Source organism: Pantoea sp. FN0302, assembly GCF_050113775.1.
In the GTDB taxonomy this organism is placed as follows: domain Bacteria; phylum Pseudomonadota; class Gammaproteobacteria; order Enterobacterales; family Enterobacteriaceae; genus Mixta; species Mixta alhagi.
Genome location: NZ_JBNJSM010000002.1, coordinates 100,814 through 120,795, shown reverse-complemented (window position 1 = coordinate 120,795; position 19,982 = coordinate 100,814). Strand labels below are relative to the sequence as shown.

Below are 19,982 nucleotides of genomic sequence, written 5' to 3'. Positions count from 1 at the left end.
TTTTGAATTTATTTTTTAGAGAATTTATCTGAGGCCGATATTTTTAATATGCGCTTGTTAACGCATCAACAAATTGCAGAGAACTGCAATAAAAGAACTCAACCTATATATGAGGGAACAATATGTCACAGGTGATTAATACTAACGCCCTGAGTTTGATGGCTCAGAATAACCTGAATAAATCACAGAACTCTCTGGGTTCTGCTATTCAGCGCCTTTCTTCCGGCCTGCGCATTAACAGCGCAAAAGATGACGCGGCAGGTCAGGCAATCAGTAACCGTTTCACCTCTAACATTACCGGCCTGACTCAGGCTTCACGTAATGCGAACGACGGTATTTCTCTGGCTCAGACCACAGAAGGCGCGCTGAACGAAATCAATGACAACCTGCAGAACATTCGTCGTTTGACCGTACAGGCTTCCAACGGCACCAATTCCGCTTCTGACCGCCAGTCAATTCAGGACGAAATCACCCAGCGCCTGTCTGAGATCGACCGTATCTCTGAACAAACTGACTTCAACGGCGTAAAAGTGCTGAAGACCGATCAGAGCCTGACGATTCAGGTTGGCGCGAATGACAGCGAAACCATTAGCCTGAACCTGAAGCAGATCAACTCCGAGACGCTGAACATGGCGAAATTCGACGTCAACGCCTATGCCGACCGTCCTGATTTAGGTACCAAAGCTGCCAAAGGTATGGATATTACCACCGGTACTGGCACATCCGCCAAGTCGCATACGCTGACTGATGCTGACTTGCAGAAAATGAAAGAGACGGCCTTCGGTACGGGCGGTACCGGTGATATCTATATTGGTAGTGATGGCAAAATCAGGGCGATAGGCACTAAAGCCGACACGACGACTGAAGTCGCTGTAGAGCTCACCCCAACAATTACCGGTACCGGGACAACCAGTGCGACTTTTGCCGTAGGCGATGCAGTCAAGGATCCGAGCGCCAAGCTGATGGAAACGGTGGATGCGGCCCTGAAACAGGTCGACAGCCTGCGCTCAAGCCTGGGTGCCGCGCAGAACCGTTTTGCTTCAGTGATCAGCAACCTGGACAGCGCAGTAAACAACCTGTCTGAGTCACGCTCGCGTATCCTGGATGCAGACTTCGCTTCTGAAGTTTCCAACATGAGCCGTGCTAACATCCTGCAGTCTGCCGGTACCACCGTGCTGGCCCAGGCTAACCAGGTTCCGCAGAACGTGCTGTCCCTGCTGCGCTAAGTTTAACGCGGCGAGCGTAACGCTCCTTTAGCTTAATAAGCTGACGCCCTGCTTTTATCAGCAGGGCGTTTTTTATGTCTGTGACTTACCGCCTGACTGCAGCCGGCCATCACGTCGGCAGTAGAAACGACATCGCGTCGGCTGTAGGTAAGCAACATCACGCAGCAGCAGACGGCATCACGTCAGCAGCAGACAACATCGCGTCAACAGCAGATCAGCAACATCATGGCAGGCTAAGCGGGCTGGCAAAGAGCCAGAGCCAGAGCCAGAAAAAACTATAAAGGGGGACAACAGAGGGATAAAACGCGGAAATAAAAAAGGGCAGCAGCGGCGCATCTGTTGCCGCTGCTGCCCAGAAAAAATTACAGCGTCTCGTTGACGCTCTTCTCAACCAGTTCCATCTCTTCGCTGGTGAGTAATTTCTCGATATCTACCAGGATAATCATTCTTTCATCCACTGAGCCCAGGCCCAGCAGATAATCCGTGGAGAGCGTAACGGAAAAGTCCGGCGCCGGCTTGATCTCTTCAGCATTCAGCGATAGCACATCAGAAACGCCATCCACGACAATGCCCACTACCCGCTGCGCCAGGCTCAATACAATCACCACTGTTTTTTCATTAATCTCTGTGCCAGCCAAATCGAATTTAATACGCAAATCAACGATCGGTACAATCACGCCGCGCAGGTTGGTGACGCCGGTAATAAATTCCGGCGTATTGGCGAGGCGGGTTACCCGTTCGCAGCCACGTATCTCCTGCACCTTTAATATTTCGATGCCGTATTCTTCATTACCCAGCGTAAAGACCAGGTATTCGTTGCCGTGATTGTCGGTTGCTGTTTTCTTTTCAGTTGCGGAAGCTGTCATTTTGTTTGTCCTTAAACAGGGAGCACTTGCCCGGCTTTCGTCGCGACGCGCTTGGATTTACACAGTTTCGCCAGCGCAGCGACGTCAAGAATCAACGCCACGCTGCCATCGCCTAAAATGGTTGCGGCAGAGATACCGGGCACTTTGCGATAGTTAAGCTCAAGATTTTTTACCACTACCTGATGCTGGCCAATGAGCTGATCGACCATCAGGGCGTAACGCACGCCAGCACTTTGTAAAATCACCGCAACGCTGTCATTAATCGCGGCAGGCTCCTCTGTCATATCAAATATGTAGTGCAGCGTAATGAGTGGAATATATTCGCCCCGCACCTGCAGCATCAGCTCATCGCCTGCCATACGATAGAGAGAATCTTCGGTGAGTTTCAGCGACTCCATAACAGCGCCAAGCGGCAGTACATAGGTTTCATCGGCAACGCGGACCGACATACCATCAAGTATCGCCAGGGTTAACGGCAGAATAATGCGGATCGTCGAGCCTTTATTTTGCTCAGAGGTAATCTCTACATGGCCGCCCATTTCCTGAATATTGCGTCTCACCACATCCATGCCGACGCCGCGCCCGGAGACATCGGTTACCTTTTCCGCAGTGGAGAAGCCAGCCGCAAAAATCAGCATCCAGACATCTTCATTACTGATATTTTCGTTAATTGCCATCCCCTGAGCGTGCGCACGCGCAAGGATCTTTTCACGGTTCAGGCCTGCGCCATCATCACTGACTTCAATAACAATATTTCCGCCCTGATGCTCCGCTGACAGCGTCAGGTTGCCCATCGGGGATTTGCCTTTCGCGATGCGTTCCTCACGGCTTTCAATACCGTGATCGAGGCTGTTACGAACCAAATGCGTCAGGGGATCGATGATACGTTCAATCAGGCTTTTATCCAGTTCGGCGGACCCGCCTACCAGCGTCAATTCAACCTCTTTGCCCAACTTGCCGGCTAAGTCATGTACCAGCCGTGGGAAGCGGCTAAATACATACTCCATCGGCATCATGCGAATGGACATCACCGATTCCTGTAGATCGCGCGCGTTGCGCTCCAGCTGAACGATGCTGTTTAACAGCACGTCATTTGCTGATGGCTCCAGAGTGGCGGAAAGCTGTGACAGCATCGACTGGGTGATAATAAGTTCGCCGACCAGGTTAATGATCTGATCAACCTTTTCTACCGCAACGCGAATGCTATTGGACTCGGCGGCCTGCGCACGAGCGGCGGGCCTGACGGGCGCGCTTTTCGCCGCTGCCGGAGGGCTTTCAACAGCTGCGACTGACGTTACGCAGCTGTCTGTTTCTGCCGGCGCGCTGCCCGCTGTAATAGCTACCTGTTCCGCTTCAACGATAAAGCAGAGCACAGCCTCGATTTCATCGGCGCTGGACGTGGTTTCTAACTGAACCTGTAGCCGATCTTCTTGCTGTTGCTGGCTAAGCACTTTCCCCAGATTAGAGAGCTCATCAACCAGCAGACGCCCCTCATCTTGTTTAACATTTAACAGGGTAATATTCAGGAAAGCGCGTTCTGCTGGTGCATTTACCGGCGCTGCTGCGGCCGTGGTTGCCTGATCTGCCGAGCCATCTTTACTTTGTTGCGCAATTTGCCGTAGCGCCTCGCAAATATAGTTAAATGTTTCTTGGTCTGGTTCCTGAGAAGATTTATAGGCATCAAGCTGATCTTGCATAATATCCTTGCTCTCCAGAAACAGATTAATGATTTCGCCGGTTAGCCGCAGGACACCGCAGCGCGCATCATCCAGAAGGTTTTCCATTAAATGGGTGGTTTCTTGCAATATTTTAAAACCGAACGTTCCAGCACCGCCTTTAATGGAATGCGCTGCGCGGAAAATAGCATCTAACATTTCCTTGTCGGGCGAAATGACATCAAGCTGTAGCAGATATTTTTCCATATCAGCTAACAGCTCATCGGCTTCATCAAAAAAAGTCTGATAAAAATCGCTTACATCCATATTGTTCAACCCTATCCTGATTTAATTCGCAAGCGCGGCGGCATCTTCATTGGTTTGCGGCGTAATTTTTAACTCATCTTTTATCGCATCAATATTTTCATGACCGGTAACACTCTGGATTAAGCTATCGTCCCTGATCAGCGATTTTTCTTTATCCTGGCTTAAAACCAGAATACTAATACGGCGGTTGATGGGGTTGTGTGGCTGCGTGTTGTCCAGCACCATTGAATCTGCCGTTCCCACTACCCGCAGAAATTTATTGGCCGCCAGGCCGGCGGCTATCAATGCGCGGCGCGAAGCGTTTGCGCGATCGGCGGAAAGTTCCCAGTTGCTGTAGCCAGTATCGCCATGCGCATAAGGAAGCGAGTCAGTATGTCCCGTCAGGCTAATACGATTGGGTAGCTGGTTGATAACCGGTACCAGCGTTTCGAAAATGCCCCTTAAATATCCCTCCAGTTCTTTGCTGCCCAACTTAAACATCGGGCGGTCCTGGCTATCAATAATTTGAATGAGCAATCCATTTTCGGTGAGCTGCATGCGCAGGTTTGATTGAAAGTTGTTGAGCCGGGGATCGGTTTTAATCATGTTTTGCAGCCGATCGCGGGCTCTTTTTAACCGTTGCAGATCGGCGTTATCGCGTGGTGTGGATCGGTTAACTTCACCCGTCTTATGCACCACATCGCTACCGCCGCCCGGTATAACGCTTTCACTCAGGCTGGGCTGGTTACCCTGTGAGAGCGCAACCTTTAAGGGCATTTGAAAATATTCTGCAATTTGGTGTCTCTGCTGCGGAGAAGTACTGGTGATCAGCCACATCACAAGGAAAAAAGCCATCATCGCCGTCATAAAATCGGCGTAGGCAATTTTCCATGAGCCTCCATGATGACCGTGGCCCTGCTTTTTCCGCTTGCGGACGATAATCACAGGATGCTTATTTTTACTCATGGTACGCTTCCCGAATCACTGCCTGTATTCGATTTCACCTGGCGCACATGCTCTTCAAGCTCAATAAAGGTAGGACGTTCAGTGGAATAGAGAATTTTACGTCCGAACTCGATCGCTATCTGTGGCGCATAACCGCTCATGCTGGAAAGCAACGTTACTTTGATGCATTGCAGCATCTTCACTTTCTCGCTGCTTTTTTGACGCAGCAGCGCTGCCAGCGGCAGGATAAACCCATACGCCAGCAGAATCCCCAGGAAGGTACCTACCATGGCGTGCGCGATCAGTTCGCCCAGCTCAGCGGCGGGTCGATCGGCCGCAGCCAGCGCGTTAACTACCCCCATTACGGCCGCCACGATGCCGAAAGCAGGAAAAGCGTCACCCACCGAGTTCAGGCTGCCAGCAGGTACCTCAAGCTCATGCTCACAGGTCTCAATTTCTTCATCCATCAATGCTTCAACTTCATGCGGACTCATATTGCCGCTGATCATCAAACGCAAATAATCCACCAGAAAATTCATTAGTAATTTATCGGCGATAAGACGCGGATAGTTGGAAAAAAGCGTGCTGTTCTGCGGATCTTCTATATCATTTTCCAGCGCCATCATTCCGTTTTGCCTTGCTTTTGACAGCAATAAAAACATCAGCGCCATTAATTCCATATAAATGGCTTTATTATATTGAGATCCTTTAAACAACAGAGGAAAGGACCTCATGGTGGCAGAAATGGCTTTACCATTGTTACCCACAATAAAGGCACCGACGCCTGCTCCACCGATAATGAGCAGTTCAGTGGGTTGATAAAGCGCACCAAGATGTCCGCCAGATAAAACAAAGCCACCAAAAACAGTGGCAAAAACAACTACATAACCAATAATAACCAGCATGCTGTCTCCTTATTATAAACACGCCTGTTTTTTATATTTATTAATGGTGACTAACGTTTCAGGCGTTAACGTACCTGGATATACAGATACGTTATTCACGATCCTGGTTTCTTACCATCAACGTTATAGTGCAGCGCGCTGGTTAACCGGCAATATCATAAGCTTCACATTTTTTCGCCGCACGTGAAGGCGGACTGCATAAGCTACAGGTAAAAGGATCTTTTGCATGCTCATGGGTAATCACAAAAGCGCCGTGACAGGCAATACATTCCGTACGTCCTATCATGCCACACTCAATAAAACGTAATAATGTCCATGCCCGGGTTAATCCCAGTACCGGTTTTTCCGGGGCTTTAACCGGACACTGTTCCAGATATAAACGGTATGCTTTGATTAATGCTTCAATAGGGCGACAATTTTCAATTTTTTTTATAAAGAGGTAAATATTATAAAACATCGATGAGTGGATATTCTGCTCCCACGACATGAACCACTCCGCAGAAAAAGGCAACATGCCTTTCGGCGGAGGACATCCGCGCAGTTCCTTGTAAAGCCTTAAAAGCCTTCTGCGGCTTAGGCTGATCTCACTTTCCAGCACCTGCATTCTGGCACCGAAAGTAATAAGCTCCATTGCCATCTGAACTTCTTTAATTTCGTCCAGGATACTTTTTTCACTCATGATTGCTAGCTCCGTCAGCAAGTAGAATGGTTTTGCTCGGGAAGTGAGTTGAGCAACTCCGTTGATAAAATAATTCCAGTATGAATTTGTTGTAGCGCATCAATACGCGATGCTTTCGTCAGGCAGTCAATCATCTCTTTATCATCCACGCGCAAACGGCATATCAGTTGGCTGGTTGAAGCCATCTTGATAAGTTGCGGCAGGGTAAGTTCGCTTAGCGTATCAAGAATGGTACTGTCTAATCCCAGACGAAATCCTGCAGCGAACTTATCTTCGCGTATAAGCCTTTGCGCCAAGACTAAATAAGTAAGGTTCAAATCATGTATAGATTGAAGCAGATCGTTAGTATCGGAGCTATGCATATTTATATTCCACATTGGTTTCGTGTTAAATAATCCTGCCAATATTTCAAATATCGGCATTAGAGGAAGGCCAAACAATATGGAATGTCCACTTACTATTTTGCGCAAATCTCAGTGTAAATAAATGGTCTACGCAGCAGGCTAAGTCAAACCAATATCACTAATAAAATTAAAATTATAACTATAAAAGCGTCACTGCTTCTTTAGCATCCGGCAGGCTATTTCCCTGATATTAGCACTTTCAAGACAATTCCTATTTGGATCCCGATTATCATATAATAAATCAACCTTTTTCAAGAACTTTTTAATGTATATTTATTTATAGTGACAATGTTAAACGCAATCAATGCGATAAAGATATCTGCCTCTCGTATTAACGAATCAGTCTAAACCAATCAGCAACAATGAGAGATTTGAATGTTATCACTCGCTTAAAGAAGATAATTAAAATCACTAAAATACTTATCTAATTTAACAATCAAAGCCATCATTGCAAGCGTGCACGTATTCTTTTTATTGCCTGGCTGTGCAACTGGCTTACCCGTGTTTCCGTTATTTCAAGTATTTTCCCGATTTCTTTCATATTTAACTCTTGTTGGTAGTAGAGATTCAACAATACCTGCTCCCTTTCGGGTAGTTTCTTAATCTCATCAGCAATCTTTTTAAGTAGTTTTTGCTGAGTGATTTTATTGAGCGGATTAAACTTTTCATGTTGTATATCAGGTTGTTCGAACCTGTCCGCCAGCTCTTCTTGCAGCTCATCAAGTGAACAGATTTGGCTGACATTAGTATCTGCCAGCATCTGCCTGTAATCACTAAGGGTTATATTCATCTCAGCCGCAATATCCGCTTCTTTAGCGGCTTTGCCAGTGGCTTGCTCAATGCGATGAATCACCCCGGCAATTTCTCTGGCGTTAGTGCGAATACGGCGCGGTACCCAATCACGTTCGCGCAGTTCATCTATTAAAGCCCAACGTATACGCTGTGTAATGTAAGTGCTAAAAACAATGCCTTTTTTAGGATCAAAATGATCGATGGCGTTGAGAAGAGCGATTGCGCCCACCTGAATCAAATCATCCAGTTCCACGGAGGTAGGTAAACGCACCTGCAACCTTAGCGCTTCATGGCGCACCAGGAAAGCATACTTTTTCCATAATGCATTTTTGTCTACCATACCTTCAGGGGTATATAATTCATTCACAATGACATTGTCCATCCTGCCACGGGTATAGTTTAATTATCTTTCATTGGCCAGGGTATATATAGTTCAATAAGGCCGCACAAATTCCACTAATTCCCTACATAAAAACGATTTCCGCACGGCTTATTGGAAAATTATATTACCCTTAACGTTAAAAGTAATTAATTCAAAAGCTTTCCCATTCCTCTACGGGATTAATGTGATCCAGCTCGTTTTTTTTGCGCTGTGTTTCAGGTAAAAGCACAGTGGGTGTTAATAATGGCTGATAGTCTATAGCCGTATAACTTGTTTCATCTTTTAACTTGATATGCGCAACCATACTGCCCAACTGCCCCGCATGCTCTTCCATACTGATTGCCGCCGCTGCCGCCTGCTCGACCATCGTGGCATTTTGTTGGGTAACCGAATCGAGTTCGTTCACCGCCTGAGCAATTTGATTAATGCCAGAACTCTGTTCGTCGGAAGCGGAAGCAATCTCCGCCATAATATCCGCCACCTGCGAAACTGACTGAATAATATGCTGTATTGCCTTTCCCGCCTGCTCAACTTCCTGCGACCCGGAATGCATATCCGCCACACAGGTATTAATCAGCGAGCGAATCTCCTTCGCCGCATCGGCGCTGCGCTTCGCCAGGTTACGTACTTCCCCTGCCACTACAGCAAATCCACGCCCCTGCTCGCCAGCTCGTGCCGCTTCCACCGCCGCATTCAGCGCCAGGATATTCGTTTGATTGGCGATGCTGTCAATCACGCTATTGATATCGTCAATTTGACGTGAGCTGATAATGATCCGATGCATAATGGCATCAAGGCTCTCCATGACCTCACCGCCGTTACGTGCACTGCCGCTGGCACTTTCAGCTAATTGACGCGCCGTATGCGCATTATCCGCATTCTGTCGCACCGTAATTTTCAGCTCTTCCATACTGGCTGCGGTCTGCTGCAAAGAAGATGCCTGTTGTTCCGTTCGCGAGGAGAGCTCGTTATTGCCGCTAACAATTTCCTGCGCTGAAGCGTTAATGCGGCTTACACCATTTCGAATAGACGAGACGGTCATCGTCACCCACTGACGCAATTTCTCCAGTTCAATAAACATCAAGCCGATTTCATTCATCTTACCCGCAGGGATCTCTTCGTCCAGCTTACCGGTCGCCATAGACTGAAAGGTTTTTACTGTCTCATCCAGACGTCGAAACAGCTCGCGTTTAAGCCACAGGCGCATGCCAATCACCAACCCCAACGCAATAATCCCGGCGCTAATCGCCAGCGTATTGAAGCGGCTGTTGTTGGCGTTCGCTTCCACTTCTATCGTAGTGATTAATGCTTCGAAGCGGGCCCTGTACTGCTTCACTTCGTTTTCAAAAAGGTTGCGAGCGGCGGAAATTTTATTCATTTCGCGAACAGCATTATCGGCCTGGTTGATATTTTCCAGTCGCGATATAAGCAGCGCCATTAACGTATCTGCCTGCAGTTTAATTTTATCAACAATTACAAGAGCATCTTGTTGATACGGCTGTGAATAGAAACGCTTTAATTGCTCCTGAGCCAAAGCAAGCGACCGTCGGGCTTCACTAAGCTGCTGTGTCGTTGCCTTTTCTCCTTTGCTGGTGGTCAGACTTAACGCGTAAATTTTCTCTAGCAGTCTATTTATTGCCTCATCCGCATCATTCAGAACCGATGCGTTTTCACTGACCTCCATAAAATGTGAAAATTGTTGGCCTGATGTATTGGCGCTGTAATAACCTAAGCCCACTATGCCTAATAATAAAAATATCAGGCTAAAGATAGCAATATGAATTCCGGTGGCGATTTTTAAATTATTTAGCATTGATTATCCTTAACCATTCTGCCTGAATTTGTCGTTTTACAGAAAAAAGCCATTATTCCATTAATTTTTCTGTTAAGAGATCACCTTATCATGTTGAATATCGACATTTGTTGCATCGTCTGAAATACCATATATGAGGAGTTTAAGGCGAATTCGGCCATTTTTGATTGACCAATCAGAGTGGTAAAAGTATCGACATCTGCGCCTAACGTTTCCTGCAGAGTGCTTTCAACTTCTATTTTATGCGTGTCAGCGCTGGATCCCAGTATATCTAACTGCTGAAGATTAGTGCCGACCGTAGCCTGTATTTTACCCAGGTTATCGATGTTCTTTTTAATCGAAACGTTAACCTTATCCAGCGTAAGCTGTAATGTTTCACGTCCTGTATCATCTGTTATCGGGGCTTTTAACGCTTCGATCGCGCTGTCCAGGGCGACGAAAAGGTCATCCGACGTGCCGGAGAGAAAAAGATCCTTACCGGTATGGCTAACCTGCATTTCCGTACTGTCGGCCACAACCTGTACAATCGGCGTTGTGCCGCCAACATAGGTGCCATCTTTTGCGAAGGGTTCACTACCGGTGTTATAACCCGCGAAGATATAACGCCCGTTGCTGCTGCGGCTATTGGCCAGGCCCATCAGGTTATTACGAATACCTTCCAGTTCTTTTGCCAGCGCGGCCCGATCTTCCGCTGAATACGTTCCGTTACCACCAGCAACGATTTTCTCTGACAAATTTTTCGTCAACAGCGAGCCAATCGAATTCAGTACTGTGTCCTGTTGCCCCAGCGTATCCTGTGCGTACTGACGCGCGGTTTCATAGTGTTCGATTTTTGCCAGTGTGTTTTGATAAATCACCGCCTGTGATGCGCCGGCAGGATCGTCCGAAGGTTTGAGTAAGGTTTGTCCATATGCCAGCCTGGTAGCAATATTATTAAATTTCGTATTGCTTGTAGACATATTATTTATCTGTTGTTGAAACATATAGAGTGAGCTAATTCGCATCTTTTTCCCTTTTTTCTCGCGGCTTCTGGTGGCCAGAAAAATGTTTTATCGGATATTTAAAATCGTATCAAAGATAGTGGTTGCAGTTTGTAACACCTGAGCATTGGCCTGGTAATACTGGGTATACATCTGCATATAAATAACTTCGTCTGTGGAATTAACGCCCGATATGTCCTGACGCTGCAGAGCAAGCTGATCTTGAACATATCCCGCAACTTGCTGATCGCCTTTCAGGGAATTAACTGAAGAACCCACTGAACTCACCAGGCTGGCATACGCTTCAATTAACGTTGCCTTGCCAATCAGCGCCTCATTTTTAATAGCGATCATATCTTTGATATTTTCGTTATTGCTCTCTGCTTCAGTTTCATCGGAGCTGGAGGCAGCAATTTTATCGCCAGCACCGATCGCTACCGCAATATTTCCAGCTACGCCGCCTGCGGAATTAAAAATAAAGCTGTCGCCTGCCTCAGGCGAGCCCTGTGGCTGAATAGTCATGCCATCAAAAGAGAGTTCGCCCTGCTCGCCGATTTCTGGTGTAATTTTCATGCCGCTGCTGTCGGTGATTAACCAGTCGCTGGCACCCGGCCCTTCATATACCAGAGTGTAATCCTGTACCTTAACCTGTGAAATTTCGTTGAAGCTGATATCAAGCGTGGCATCACCCTGGTTATTACGATTTACCAGGGCTGTTGGATCGACAATAGTGAAAATATCTGTACCAGCTTCGCCATTACTGTCAAAACCGGCTTTATTCACTTCGTTAAAACGATTCGCCATCTGCAACGCCAGCTGATTAAGCTGATCGCGAGCATCAACCAGATCCTCGTTGCGGAATTTGAACAGGCCGCCCAGCTTTCCGCTGCTGATCTTCTCTTCATCCAGCTTGATAGTATTGCCCGACGCGTCGATATAAGACACTTCCAGCTGCGCAGGATTGGCTGCGGAAGGCGCAGCTTCAAACAGGCAGGTACGATCGCCGCTTACCAATGGCAGCCCATTGGAAAGCGCAACATTGACTTCGCCGGTCAGCTGATTTTCATCTACTTTGACGCCGACCAGTTTGCTTAACTCACTCAGCAGCACATCGCGCTTATCAAGCAGGTCTGCGGGCTGTCCGCCGGTTTGAGCATGAGATTTATAGAGCGCCTCATTAACCGTCGCCAGTGCTTTGGCACAGGAGTTAATATCGGTCACGGTCTGGTTAATTTGGGTGTTAGTACTTTTTTCCAGCCCGTTAAGCGTGCGCGAGTTGCTTTGAAACTGATAGGCAGTTGATTTGAATTGCGACATGGCTTCCTGACGCGCGGCCATACTTACCGGGTCGCTACTTATTTTTTCCAGTGCGCCAAAGATATTATTAAGAGAAACGGAAACATTGTTGCTTTTGTCGCCCAGCATATTATCTATTTGACTAAGCTGTTCATAACGACTGGATAAAGTGCTATACGATGTTTGCGCGCCGCGCAACTGATTATTAATAAAACCATCATAAGCACGTTTCACACCGTTAACCTGAACGCCATAGCCAAAGAAGCCGTTTGCTGTTGTTTTCCCCCCTGCCTCGCCCAGAATGATATTCCGACGGCTATATCCCTCTGTAGCAACATTATTCATGTTACTACCCACAACGTTTAATGCTGCCTGGGCGGCACTCAGGCCGCTTTGTGCCAGATATAAGAGATTCATAAATTACCCGCATTCCATGTGTGCGAAATTTCTGAGAAAATCAGAATAAATAGAGCCTATTATATTTATCGGCGTAAATTAAAATCTCTAAAATTTCTACTACTAAAATATTGAGGTCAGATCGACTTTATAAGCATTTGCCGCCTGCGTTAGGTTACTTTTAATTTGTTGAATGATGTCGATCAATTTTTTCGCATATTGTGGGTCGGTTGCATATCCGCCATCCTGTAGCGCTTGCGCTGCCTGTTCCGGCGTTTTAGCCAGCGTAACATTTTGGTAGCGGGAATTATTGATGAGCAATTTGCTATAATCGTGCAACGCATCGGTATAAGAATGGTAAACACGAAATGCCGCCTTCACTTTTTTCGCCACGCCATTGATATATTCTGTTGTGGTTATTTCCGTGGTTTCACCTTTCCAGCCCGGTGTCGCTTTTATCCCAAACAAGTTATAGCTTGGCTGACCATTCTCCCGGGGTATTTCCTTATTTCCCCAGCCCGATTCAAGCGCAGCCTGCGCAAGGATTAATTGATGCGGAATACCCGTCTGACGAGAAACTTCTACCGCAGGCGCTAACAGGCGTGAAATAAATCCGCCGCCTGGCGCGGTCAGCTTCGCTTGCCCGACAGGAACTGCCATGCTGGCGGCAGGCGGTGGGAAGAATATCCGCCCGGCAGGAAGCTGGCGTGAGGAAAATTCAGCTGGCGTACCGCCTGTGGTTGCCGTTGGAACGCCGCCAAGCTGTTGCACCATGACCTCAGCCAGTCCAATTTTCCCGTGAGCCGCCATATCCTGGGACAGCTGCTGATCGTACATAGCGGTAAACATTTCTGACTGCTGCGAGTTAAACAAGCCATCTTTGAAGCTGGCCGCCCGCATGCTCTTCAGCATCATCTGAACAAACAGTCCTTCCATTTGCTGCGCTGCGGCCTGTAAGCCGCGTTGCGCATCCTGTTTGGCCAGTTGCTTTAGTGAATCCAGAGATGCGGTGTCAAAAGCGGCACCCTGCATGAAAGCGGTACTTTTCATTAGTTCATCTCCAGCTGCGCACGCAAGCAACCCGCGCTTTTCATTGATTGCAGGATCGACATCAGGTCGTTTGGCGTGGCGCCCAGGCCGTTCAGCGCCCTGATAACCGCGTTCAAATCGGCACTGGTATTCACTTTCTGCAAAGCGCCATTCTGCTCACGTAATGAGATTTGCGTATCCGGTACCACAGCCGTTTCGCCTCCGGCCAGCGGCGTATCCGGCTGGCTGACCTGATTGCTGCGGGAAATCTCTACCGTAAGATCGCCCTGCGCTACAGCGCATGCTTCCAGCGTAACGTGGCGGTTGATCACCACAGAACCGGTGCGTGAGTTAACCACCACGCGCGCTTCCCGGGGGCCGGTTTTGACGGAAAGGTTCTGAATACGCGCGATAAAGCGCACTTTTTCCGTATTGTCGCTGGGAGCGAATAACTTGATGACGCGGGCGTTTTCCGCCATTGCGGTGCCTGCGCCGTAGCGATGGTTGATTTCATCACTGATGCGCTGGGCCAGCGCAAAGTCCTCTTCTTTTAGCTGCAGCCTCAGCACATTTTCCAGACCAAACTGCGTCGGCACTTCGCGCTCAACGGTAGCGCCGCCGCTAATGCGCGCGCCGTTGAGCTGGTTAACCTGCACCCGACTGCCGCCGCTTTGCGCGCCTGCGCCGGAAACTAACAGATTGCCCTGAGCAAGTGCATAAATCTGGTTATCCACGCCCTTAAGCGGCGTCATTAACAGCGTGCCGCCGCGTAGACTTTTCGCATTACCCATCGAGGAAACCACCACGTCGATTTTTTCACCGGCGCGGGCAAATGGTGGCAGATCGGCGGTTACCATCACCGCCGCCACGTTTTTTAGCTGCATATTGGTGCCGCTCGGCACGGTAATCCCCAGCTGCGACAACATATTGTTCAAACTTTGCGTGGTAAACGGCGTTTGCATGGTCTGATCGCCGGTGCCATCCAGCCCTACCACCAGCCCATAGCCGAGCAGTGAGTTACTGCGTACGCCCTGTAGCGTCGTCAAATCCTGAATTCGCTCGGCGTAGCCTGGCGGTATCAGCAGCAGGGCCAGGCTAAGACAGAGCCCATGCAGACAAAAGAGGGAAAATGAAATTCTCATAGTCAGCCTGCTAAAAAGGAGAGAAGTTAAGGAACAGGCGCTGCAACCAGCCCATTTGTTGAGCCTCGTTGATGTAGCCGCTGCCGACATATTCAATCCGCGCATCAGCAACCTGCGAAGAGACCACCGTATTGCTGCCGCTGATAGTGCGGGGGTTCACTACGCCTGAAAAACGAATGAATTCAGTACCCTGATTAATGGCGATCTGTTTTTCGCCCACCACTCTCAGGTTGCCGTTTTCCAGCACCTGCTGCACGGTAACGGTAATGGTGCCGCTAAAGGTGTTTCTGGCGGCGGCTCCGCCTTTGCCTTTGAATTCGTTGCTGCCTTTAATAGCCGTTTCTGCACGGTCGCCGCCAAACAGGCCGCTCATAAAGCGCGGCATGGCGCTAAAGCCCAGTCCGGTAGAGCCATCTTTTGAGGCATTAGCAGAAGAGCTTTTGCTGGCACTCACGTTTTCTTTCAGCAAGATGGTTAGGGTATCGCCGATGTTACGCGGTCGACGATCTTCAAACAGGGGCTGGTAGCCGTAATTCATCGCCTGCCCAGCCTGAAATATCGATCCATTGACCGGTCCCGGCATCGTCTGCATCGGGCTGGCGCTGGTTATCCCATCAACCAAAGGTTTATGTGTTATATCCGCGCAGCCTGCCAGCAACGCGCCGGCGATAAACAGCGTTGGCAAGCGAGCTAAGCAGAGAAAGGCAGCACGGTGAGCGGCATCTTGCTGCGCCCCGGACGGCGAAAAGTCAGGCGGATTTATCATGATATTCACTACGTAAGAGCAGATAAAAAGGGCAGCGGCGGTAATGGCTGCAGCCCTGGTCCTTTATCGTCAGAGCTGCGCCAGGCGCTGTAGCATTTGATCGGAAGTGGTCACCGCCTTGCTGTTGATTTCATACGCGCGCTGCGTCTGGATCATATTGACCAGCTCTTCCGCTACGTTGACGTTTGAGGTTTCCACATAGCCCTGTTTCAGTGCGCCCGCACCGTTCATGCCCGGTGTGGTTTCATTCGGCGCGCCGGAAGACTGGGTTTCGCGATACAGATTTTCACCAATGCTCTCCAGTCCGGAATCATTGATAAAAGTTGCCAGCGTCAGCTGACCTACCTGCTGCGGCGCCGTTTGTCCTGCCTGGGTTACGCTGACCAGGCCATCACTGCCTATGGTTAGCGTGCCTGCATCCTGCGGCAAGGTAATCGCTGGCTGAATGGGGTAACCATTTGAGGTGACCAGTTGCCCGTTCTGATCGATCTGAAACGCACCGTCGCGGGTATAAGCCGTGGTGCCATCTGGCATCAACACCTGAAAGAAACCCTGTCCGCTGATAGCGACATCTTTCGCATTACTGGTTTGCGTCATTCCGCCCTGGCTATGAATTCGTTCCGTCGCCACCGGGCGTACGCCGGTGCCAATTTGCAAACCAGAAGGGATGGTAGTCTGCTCTGAAGACTGAGCACCCGGCTGACGCAGGGTCTGATAAAGTAAATCTTCAAATACCGCACGCTGGCGTTTAAAGCCGTTGGTGCTCACGTTGGCCAGGTTGTTGGTAATCACATCCATATTGGTCTGCTGCGCTTCCAGACCGGTTTTGGCAATCCATAAGGCGTGCATCATGACGGGCTTCTCCTTGCCTTTATTAACTTACACTAAGCAGTTGGTTGGCATTTTTTTCGTTATCGTCGACGGCTGAGATCACTTTCATCTGCATATCAAAACCGCGTGCCGTGGCGATCATATCCACCATCGCTTTTACCGGGCTGACATTGCTGCTCTCAAGCGCGCCGGGCATCAGCCTCAGCGCCGGGTCGGCAGGCAATATCGGGTTTTCATCCACGGTGGGATCGACATGAAACAGGCTGTCATCGCCGTGGCGTAGCAGATAAGGCTGCGCCGTAACCATTTTCAGACGCCCAATCTGGGCCAGTGCGGTTGGCTCATCACCTGCCCCTAAGGCGGTGACAGAACCGTCCGGCGCAATAGTGACCTGTGCCTGCGGCGGAATTTCGAGCGGCCCGCCGTCGCCCATCAACGGGTAGCCTTTAACGCGCAGCTGCCCTTCGCTGTCGACTTCAATATTACCGTCGCGCGTATAGGCTTCGCTGCCGTCCGGAAGCTGAACCGCCAGCCAGCCGTTTTGCGGCATCGCTACGTCCAGGCTGCGACCGGTCTGATTAATCGATCCCATGGTGTAGTCGTTATAGGGCGTGGATTCAGTGGAGAGTACGCGCGTCGCATCCCCAGGACCGTTAACCGGTACCGCACGATAAGCCGTTAGCTGAGCACGAAAGCCGTTAGTAGAGACATTCGCCAGGTTATTGGCCGTTACCGCCTGACGATTTAACGCGGCGTTCGCCGCGCCCATTGCGGTGTAAATTGCACGATCCATGTCAGTCCGCCATTAGCCAAGATTAACCAACGTCTGTAACAATTCAGACTGCGTTTTAATCGTCTGCGAGTTAGACTGATAGTTGCGCTGGAAAATGATCATATTGACCATCTCCTGGCTCAGATCGACATTGGATGCCTCGACCTTATTGCCATACAGGTTGCCCAGGTTGCCGCTTCCGGCGATGCCCACAACCGGCTGGCCTGAGGCCGGCGTTTCGGTCCAGGCGTTATTGCCGCTTGAGGCCAGGCCTCCAGCATTGGTAAAGTTCGCCAGCACTACCTGTCCTAACAGCTGCTGTTGACCATTGCTGTAAGAGGCGATGATTTGACCGCTGTCGCCCACGATAAAGCCATTCATCATGCCCGGCGCATAGCCGGTGGTGCTCGGACTTTCCATGGCCGTCTCGGTGGCCTGCTGGGTCATGCCGGTCATATCCAGCTCGAATTCCAGGGCTTCCGCACCGTTATAGGCTGCACCGGCAATCGGTACCCTCGCCGGATTGGTCGTCAGCTGGCCGGCACTGTCAAAGGCGATATCCATCTGCTGATACTGTGCTTTGCCCGCTTCATCAACCACCGGCGCGGTGGTATCACTGGTATAAATTTTCCATTGATTATTAGCTGTTTTAACGAAGTAAACGTTAATGGTATGGCGGTTACCCAGGCTGTCGTAGGCGTCAACCTGACTGACTGAGTTGTAACTGTTGCTGTCTTTTGGATCGAACGCGATTTCCGGGTCGATAATTTTCGCGCCAGAATCAAGATTCCCTTTCATCGCGCCGCTGTCAGAGGCGCGCGCTGGCATCTGACCGGTTGGGATCTGGATCGGGCCAATCGCCGCGCCCGGCTGGATGGTCGGCGGCGTTCCGCTGGCCTGATAACCGGTTAACTGCATGCCCGTATCATTGACGATGTAACCATTTTCATTGGTTTTGAACTGGCCGTTGCGGCTATAAAACACCTGACCGGCCTCGCTCACCAAACGAAAGAAACCGTTTCCCTGAATACCCATATCCAGACTGCCGGTGCCCTGTCCCAGCACACCGTCGCTAAAATTCTGCCTGACGCCGGAAACCTGCACGCCCATACCGATTTGCGAACCGGCAAAAACATCGGCAAATGAGATAGAACCCGATTTAAAGCCGATGGTCTGGGAGTTGGCAATATTATTACCAACAACATCTAAAGCTTGTGAAGCCGCATTCAGTCCGCTAAGACCCTGTGAAAAACTCATACTTAACCTTCCTGGTCGCTAACATTCAACGCTGAAATAGTCATTACTCAATCAAATAAACTTCGCCCAAAGTGGCGCTGCCGCCCAGTCCCAGCTGCAATACCGCACCGGACAAGGTAAAGGAGACGCTTTCTACTTTGGCGTGTTTTAATGAGATAATTTTTGGAGTAGAACCCTCCTGATTGGCAGCGGTATAGGAGACTTTATAGATCTCTTTGCCATCAAATCCCGGCTCAGACGGCTGGAAACCGCTTAAATCTTCAAGGGTAAATTTATGCACACCCGCTTCGACATCTTTTAAGTCGGCGGTGTAGACGTTGCCGGACTGGTCGGTTAAGACCACGCTAACTTTATCGACATCATTGTTGACGGAAAAAGCAAAAGTATCGTCCTTAGAGGCAACGCTACTGTCCCCTTCAACATAGATGCCGCGTCCTACCCACTGAGCCGCGTTCATCTGCTGCATACTGTTTACCAGCGTACCGACATTACCGAGCGTACTGTTCAACTGTTGAACGCCTGCAGCGGTATTAAACTGCGCCATCAGCGAAGTAAGCTGATTGTTATCCATCGGATTGGTAGGATCCTGGTTCTGCATCTGCGCAACGAGAAGATTCATAAAATTATTAGTAATATCCTCGATGCTTGAACCATTGCTACTGCTGGGGGCGTCATAGGTACTGGTTACCGGCGAAACGGCCATTTCAACTCTCCTTATTGACCTAACGTCAGCGTTTTAAGCATCATCGCCTTGGCCGTATTCATGACTTCCACGTTGGCCTGATAACTGCGCGAAGCAGAAATGGTATTCACCATTTCGCCCACTACGTTGACGTTCGGCATATGCACATAGCCTTTGGCATCTGCCAGCGGATTGCCCGGCTCATAGACCAGACGATCCGGCGCATCGCTTTCAATCACGTCGCTCACCTTTACACCGCCAATTTCCTGGCCAGGCGCCTGATTAACGTGAAAAACAACCTGACGCGCGCGATAAGGCTGACCATCCGGGCCGGCCAGACTATCGGCATTCGCCATATTACTGGCACTGACATTTAGCCTTTTTGACTGCGCCGTCATTGCAGAACCTGAAATATCAAATATGCTGAATAAAGACATAACAATTACCCCTGTGAGATAACACTCATCATCCCTTTAATTTGAGATCCGAGAAGGGTTAAACTGGTTTGATATTTGATGTTGTTATCCACGAAGTTAACGCGTTCACGATCCATATCAACGGTATTGCCATCGGCGCCAGGCTGATCGGGAATGCGATATAATAATTCGTTCCGATTATGCACAGGCGCAGCTGCTGGAATATGTCCTTTTTCCGTCAGGCTAAGGGTTAAAGCGTGCGCCTGATGGCGTTCTTGTACCACAGCCTTTTTAAGCTGCTGAGAAAAATCGATATCCCTGGCTAAATAACCCGGCGTATCGGCGTTAGCGATATTTGATGCTAAAATATCCTGCCTGCGGGTCAGTAAATTCAATGCTTCCTGCTGAAAATATAATGCCTTATCGAGTTTATCCATCATGG

General features: G+C 49.3%; 21 protein-coding genes. 2 read left to right on the top strand and 19 right to left on the bottom strand.

Going from position 1 to position 19,982, the window contains the following annotated elements:
• Positions 1 to 122 precede the first annotated feature (122 nt).
• Together ACQE32_RS11200 and ACQE32_RS11195 are read left to right on the top strand one after the other, a co-directional pair.
• Positions 123 to 1,226 (top strand): FliC/FljB family flagellin, encoded by a 1,104-nt coding sequence (locus tag ACQE32_RS11200; protein ID WP_426973831.1) that lies wholly within the window; start codon positions 123 to 125, stop codon positions 1,224 to 1,226.
• A gap of 74 nt (positions 1,227 to 1,300) precedes the next feature.
• On the top strand, positions 1,301 to 1,507 hold the full coding sequence (locus ACQE32_RS11195; protein WP_427021787.1) for a hypothetical protein: 207 nt from the start codon (positions 1,301 to 1,303) through the stop codon (positions 1,505 to 1,507).
• 81 nt (positions 1,508 to 1,588) lie between these two features.
• Here ACQE32_RS11195 and cheW read toward each other — a convergent pair whose 3' ends face one another.
• From cheW to flgB, 19 genes are all read right to left on the bottom strand, one after another.
• Entirely contained in the window at positions 1,589 to 2,092 is a 504-nt protein-coding gene (gene cheW / locus ACQE32_RS11190; protein WP_085069041.1) for a chemotaxis protein CheW, read from the bottom strand.
• Positions 2,093 to 2,103: 11 nt separating this feature from the next.
• Positions 2,104 to 4,074, bottom strand: coding sequence for a chemotaxis protein CheA (cheA, locus tag ACQE32_RS11185; RefSeq protein WP_427021892.1), 1,971 nt, complete (start codon positions 4,072 to 4,074; stop codon positions 2,104 to 2,106).
• A gap of 21 nt (positions 4,075 to 4,095) precedes the next feature.
• Positions 4,096 to 5,019, bottom strand: coding sequence for a flagellar motor protein MotB (gene motB, locus ACQE32_RS11180; protein ID WP_426981436.1), 924 nt, complete (start codon positions 5,017 to 5,019; stop codon positions 4,096 to 4,098).
• Positions 5,016 to 5,903 (bottom strand): flagellar motor stator protein MotA, encoded by an 888-nt coding sequence (gene motA / locus ACQE32_RS11175; RefSeq protein WP_427021786.1) that lies wholly within the window; start codon positions 5,901 to 5,903, stop codon positions 5,016 to 5,018. Before motA ends, motB begins: the two co-directional genes overlap by 4 nt.
• 142 nt (positions 5,904 to 6,045) lie before the next feature.
• Entirely contained in the window at positions 6,046 to 6,582 is a 537-nt protein-coding gene (gene flhC, locus ACQE32_RS11170; RefSeq protein WP_426973827.1) for a flagellar transcriptional regulator FlhC, read from the bottom strand.
• 14 nt (positions 6,583 to 6,596) lie between these two features.
• Positions 6,597 to 6,944, bottom strand: a complete 348-nt coding sequence (gene flhD, locus ACQE32_RS11165; RefSeq protein WP_426973826.1) for a flagellar transcriptional regulator FlhD — start codon at positions 6,942 to 6,944, stop codon at positions 6,597 to 6,599.
• 487 nt (positions 6,945 to 7,431) lie between these two features.
• A complete protein-coding gene (locus tag ACQE32_RS11160; protein WP_426974071.1) occupies positions 7,432 to 8,145 on the bottom strand; it encodes an RNA polymerase sigma factor FliA in 714 nt (237 codons plus the stop codon).
• 166 nt (positions 8,146 to 8,311) lie between these two features.
• Positions 8,312 to 9,973: a methyl-accepting chemotaxis protein gene (locus ACQE32_RS11155; RefSeq protein WP_426981437.1), complete on the bottom strand. Its 1,662-nt coding sequence runs from the start codon at positions 9,971 to 9,973 to the stop codon at positions 8,312 to 8,314.
• 80 nt (positions 9,974 to 10,053) lie between these two features.
• A complete protein-coding gene (gene flgL, locus ACQE32_RS11150) occupies positions 10,054 to 10,977 on the bottom strand; it encodes a flagellar hook-associated protein FlgL (RefSeq protein WP_426973824.1) in 924 nt (307 codons plus the stop codon).
• 45 nt (positions 10,978 to 11,022) lie between these two features.
• Positions 11,023 to 12,666: a flagellar hook-associated protein FlgK gene (flgK, locus tag ACQE32_RS11145; protein WP_426973823.1), complete on the bottom strand. Its 1,644-nt coding sequence runs from the start codon at positions 12,664 to 12,666 to the stop codon at positions 11,023 to 11,025.
• Positions 12,667 to 12,768: 102 nt separating this feature from the next.
• The gene (gene flgJ / locus ACQE32_RS11140; protein ID WP_427021785.1) at positions 12,769 to 13,695 is read right to left on the bottom strand and encodes a flagellar assembly peptidoglycan hydrolase FlgJ; all 927 of its coding nucleotides are present in this window, start codon (positions 13,693 to 13,695) and stop codon (positions 12,769 to 12,771) included.
• On the bottom strand, positions 13,695 to 14,816 hold the full coding sequence (locus ACQE32_RS11135) for a flagellar basal body P-ring protein FlgI (protein ID WP_426973821.1): 1,122 nt from the start codon (positions 14,814 to 14,816) through the stop codon (positions 13,695 to 13,697). Before ACQE32_RS11135 ends, flgJ begins: the two co-directional genes overlap by 1 nt.
• Positions 14,817 to 14,826: 10 nt before the next feature.
• A complete protein-coding gene (locus ACQE32_RS11130; RefSeq protein ID WP_426973820.1) occupies positions 14,827 to 15,582 on the bottom strand; it encodes a flagellar basal body L-ring protein FlgH in 756 nt (251 codons plus the stop codon).
• Between the two features lie 69 nt (positions 15,583 to 15,651).
• Positions 15,652 to 16,434 (bottom strand): flagellar basal-body rod protein FlgG, encoded by a 783-nt coding sequence (flgG, locus tag ACQE32_RS11125; protein ID WP_426973819.1) that lies wholly within the window; start codon positions 16,432 to 16,434, stop codon positions 15,652 to 15,654.
• A gap of 22 nt (positions 16,435 to 16,456) precedes the next feature.
• Positions 16,457 to 17,206: a flagellar basal body rod protein FlgF gene (locus ACQE32_RS11120; protein WP_426981439.1), complete on the bottom strand. Its 750-nt coding sequence runs from the start codon at positions 17,204 to 17,206 to the stop codon at positions 16,457 to 16,459.
• A 12-nt stretch (positions 17,207 to 17,218) separates the two neighbouring features.
• Positions 17,219 to 18,442, bottom strand: coding sequence for a flagellar hook protein FlgE (gene flgE / locus ACQE32_RS11115; protein WP_426973817.1), 1,224 nt, complete (start codon positions 18,440 to 18,442; stop codon positions 17,219 to 17,221).
• A 43-nt stretch (positions 18,443 to 18,485) separates the two neighbouring features.
• Positions 18,486 to 19,145: a flagellar hook assembly protein FlgD gene (locus tag ACQE32_RS11110; protein WP_427021784.1), complete on the bottom strand. Its 660-nt coding sequence runs from the start codon at positions 19,143 to 19,145 to the stop codon at positions 18,486 to 18,488.
• Positions 19,146 to 19,156: 11 nt separating this feature from the next.
• The gene (gene flgC / locus ACQE32_RS11105; protein WP_250651311.1) at positions 19,157 to 19,561 is read right to left on the bottom strand and encodes a flagellar basal body rod protein FlgC; all 405 of its coding nucleotides are present in this window, start codon (positions 19,559 to 19,561) and stop codon (positions 19,157 to 19,159) included.
• A gap of 5 nt (positions 19,562 to 19,566) precedes the next feature.
• Positions 19,567 to 19,980, bottom strand: coding sequence for a flagellar basal body rod protein FlgB (gene flgB / locus ACQE32_RS11100; protein ID WP_426973815.1), 414 nt, complete (start codon positions 19,978 to 19,980; stop codon positions 19,567 to 19,569).
• Positions 19,981 to 19,982: the final 2 nt, after the last annotated feature.

Bases quoted from the DNA above. Each gene is read 5' to 3' on its own strand.
- ACQE32_RS11120 (WP_426981439.1), bottom strand. From the start codon at position 17,206: ATGGATCGTGCAATTTACACCGCAATGGGCGCGGCGAACGCCGCGTTA.
- ACQE32_RS11155 (WP_426981437.1), bottom strand. From the start codon at position 9,973: ATGCTAAATAATTTAAAAATCGCCACCGGAATTCATATTGCTATCTTT.
- flgB (WP_426973815.1), bottom strand. From the start codon at position 19,980: ATGATGGATAAACTCGATAAGGCATTATATTTTCAGCAGGAAGCATTG.
- motB (WP_426981436.1), bottom strand. From the start codon at position 5,019: ATGAGTAAAAATAAGCATCCTGTGATTATCGTCCGCAAGCGGAAAAAG.
- cheA (WP_427021892.1), bottom strand. From the start codon at position 4,074: ATGGATGTAAGCGATTTTTATCAGACTTTTTTTGATGAAGCCGATGAG.
- flhC (WP_426973827.1), bottom strand. From the start codon at position 6,582: ATGAGTGAAAAAAGTATCCTGGACGAAATTAAAGAAGTTCAGATGGCA.
- ACQE32_RS11200 (WP_426973831.1), top strand. From the start codon at position 123: ATGTCACAGGTGATTAATACTAACGCCCTGAGTTTGATGGCTCAGAAT.
- flhD (WP_426973826.1), bottom strand. From the start codon at position 6,944: ATGCATAGCTCCGATACTAACGATCTGCTTCAATCTATACATGATTTG.
- flgG (WP_426973819.1), bottom strand. From the start codon at position 16,434: ATGATGCACGCCTTATGGATTGCCAAAACCGGTCTGGAAGCGCAGCAG.
- flgC (WP_250651311.1), bottom strand. From the start codon at position 19,561: ATGTCTTTATTCAGCATATTTGATATTTCAGGTTCTGCAATGACGGCG.
- ACQE32_RS11135 (WP_426973821.1), bottom strand. From the start codon at position 14,816: ATGAGAATTTCATTTTCCCTCTTTTGTCTGCATGGGCTCTGTCTTAGC.
- motA (WP_427021786.1), bottom strand. From the start codon at position 5,903: ATGCTGGTTATTATTGGTTATGTAGTTGTTTTTGCCACTGTTTTTGGT.
- ACQE32_RS11195 (WP_427021787.1), top strand. From the start codon at position 1,301: ATGTCTGTGACTTACCGCCTGACTGCAGCCGGCCATCACGTCGGCAGT.
- ACQE32_RS11110 (WP_427021784.1), bottom strand. From the start codon at position 19,145: ATGGCCGTTTCGCCGGTAACCAGTACCTATGACGCCCCCAGCAGTAGC.
- cheW (WP_085069041.1), bottom strand. From the start codon at position 2,092: ATGACAGCTTCCGCAACTGAAAAGAAAACAGCAACCGACAATCACGGC.
- flgK (WP_426973823.1), bottom strand. From the start codon at position 12,666: ATGAATCTCTTATATCTGGCACAAAGCGGCCTGAGTGCCGCCCAGGCA.
- ACQE32_RS11130 (WP_426973820.1), bottom strand. From the start codon at position 15,582: ATGATAAATCCGCCTGACTTTTCGCCGTCCGGGGCGCAGCAAGATGCC.
- flgE (WP_426973817.1), bottom strand. From the start codon at position 18,442: ATGAGTTTTTCACAGGGTCTTAGCGGACTGAATGCGGCTTCACAAGCT.
- flgL (WP_426973824.1), bottom strand. From the start codon at position 10,977: ATGCGAATTAGCTCACTCTATATGTTTCAACAACAGATAAATAATATG.
- flgJ (WP_427021785.1), bottom strand. From the start codon at position 13,695: ATGAAAAGTACCGCTTTCATGCAGGGTGCCGCTTTTGACACCGCATCT.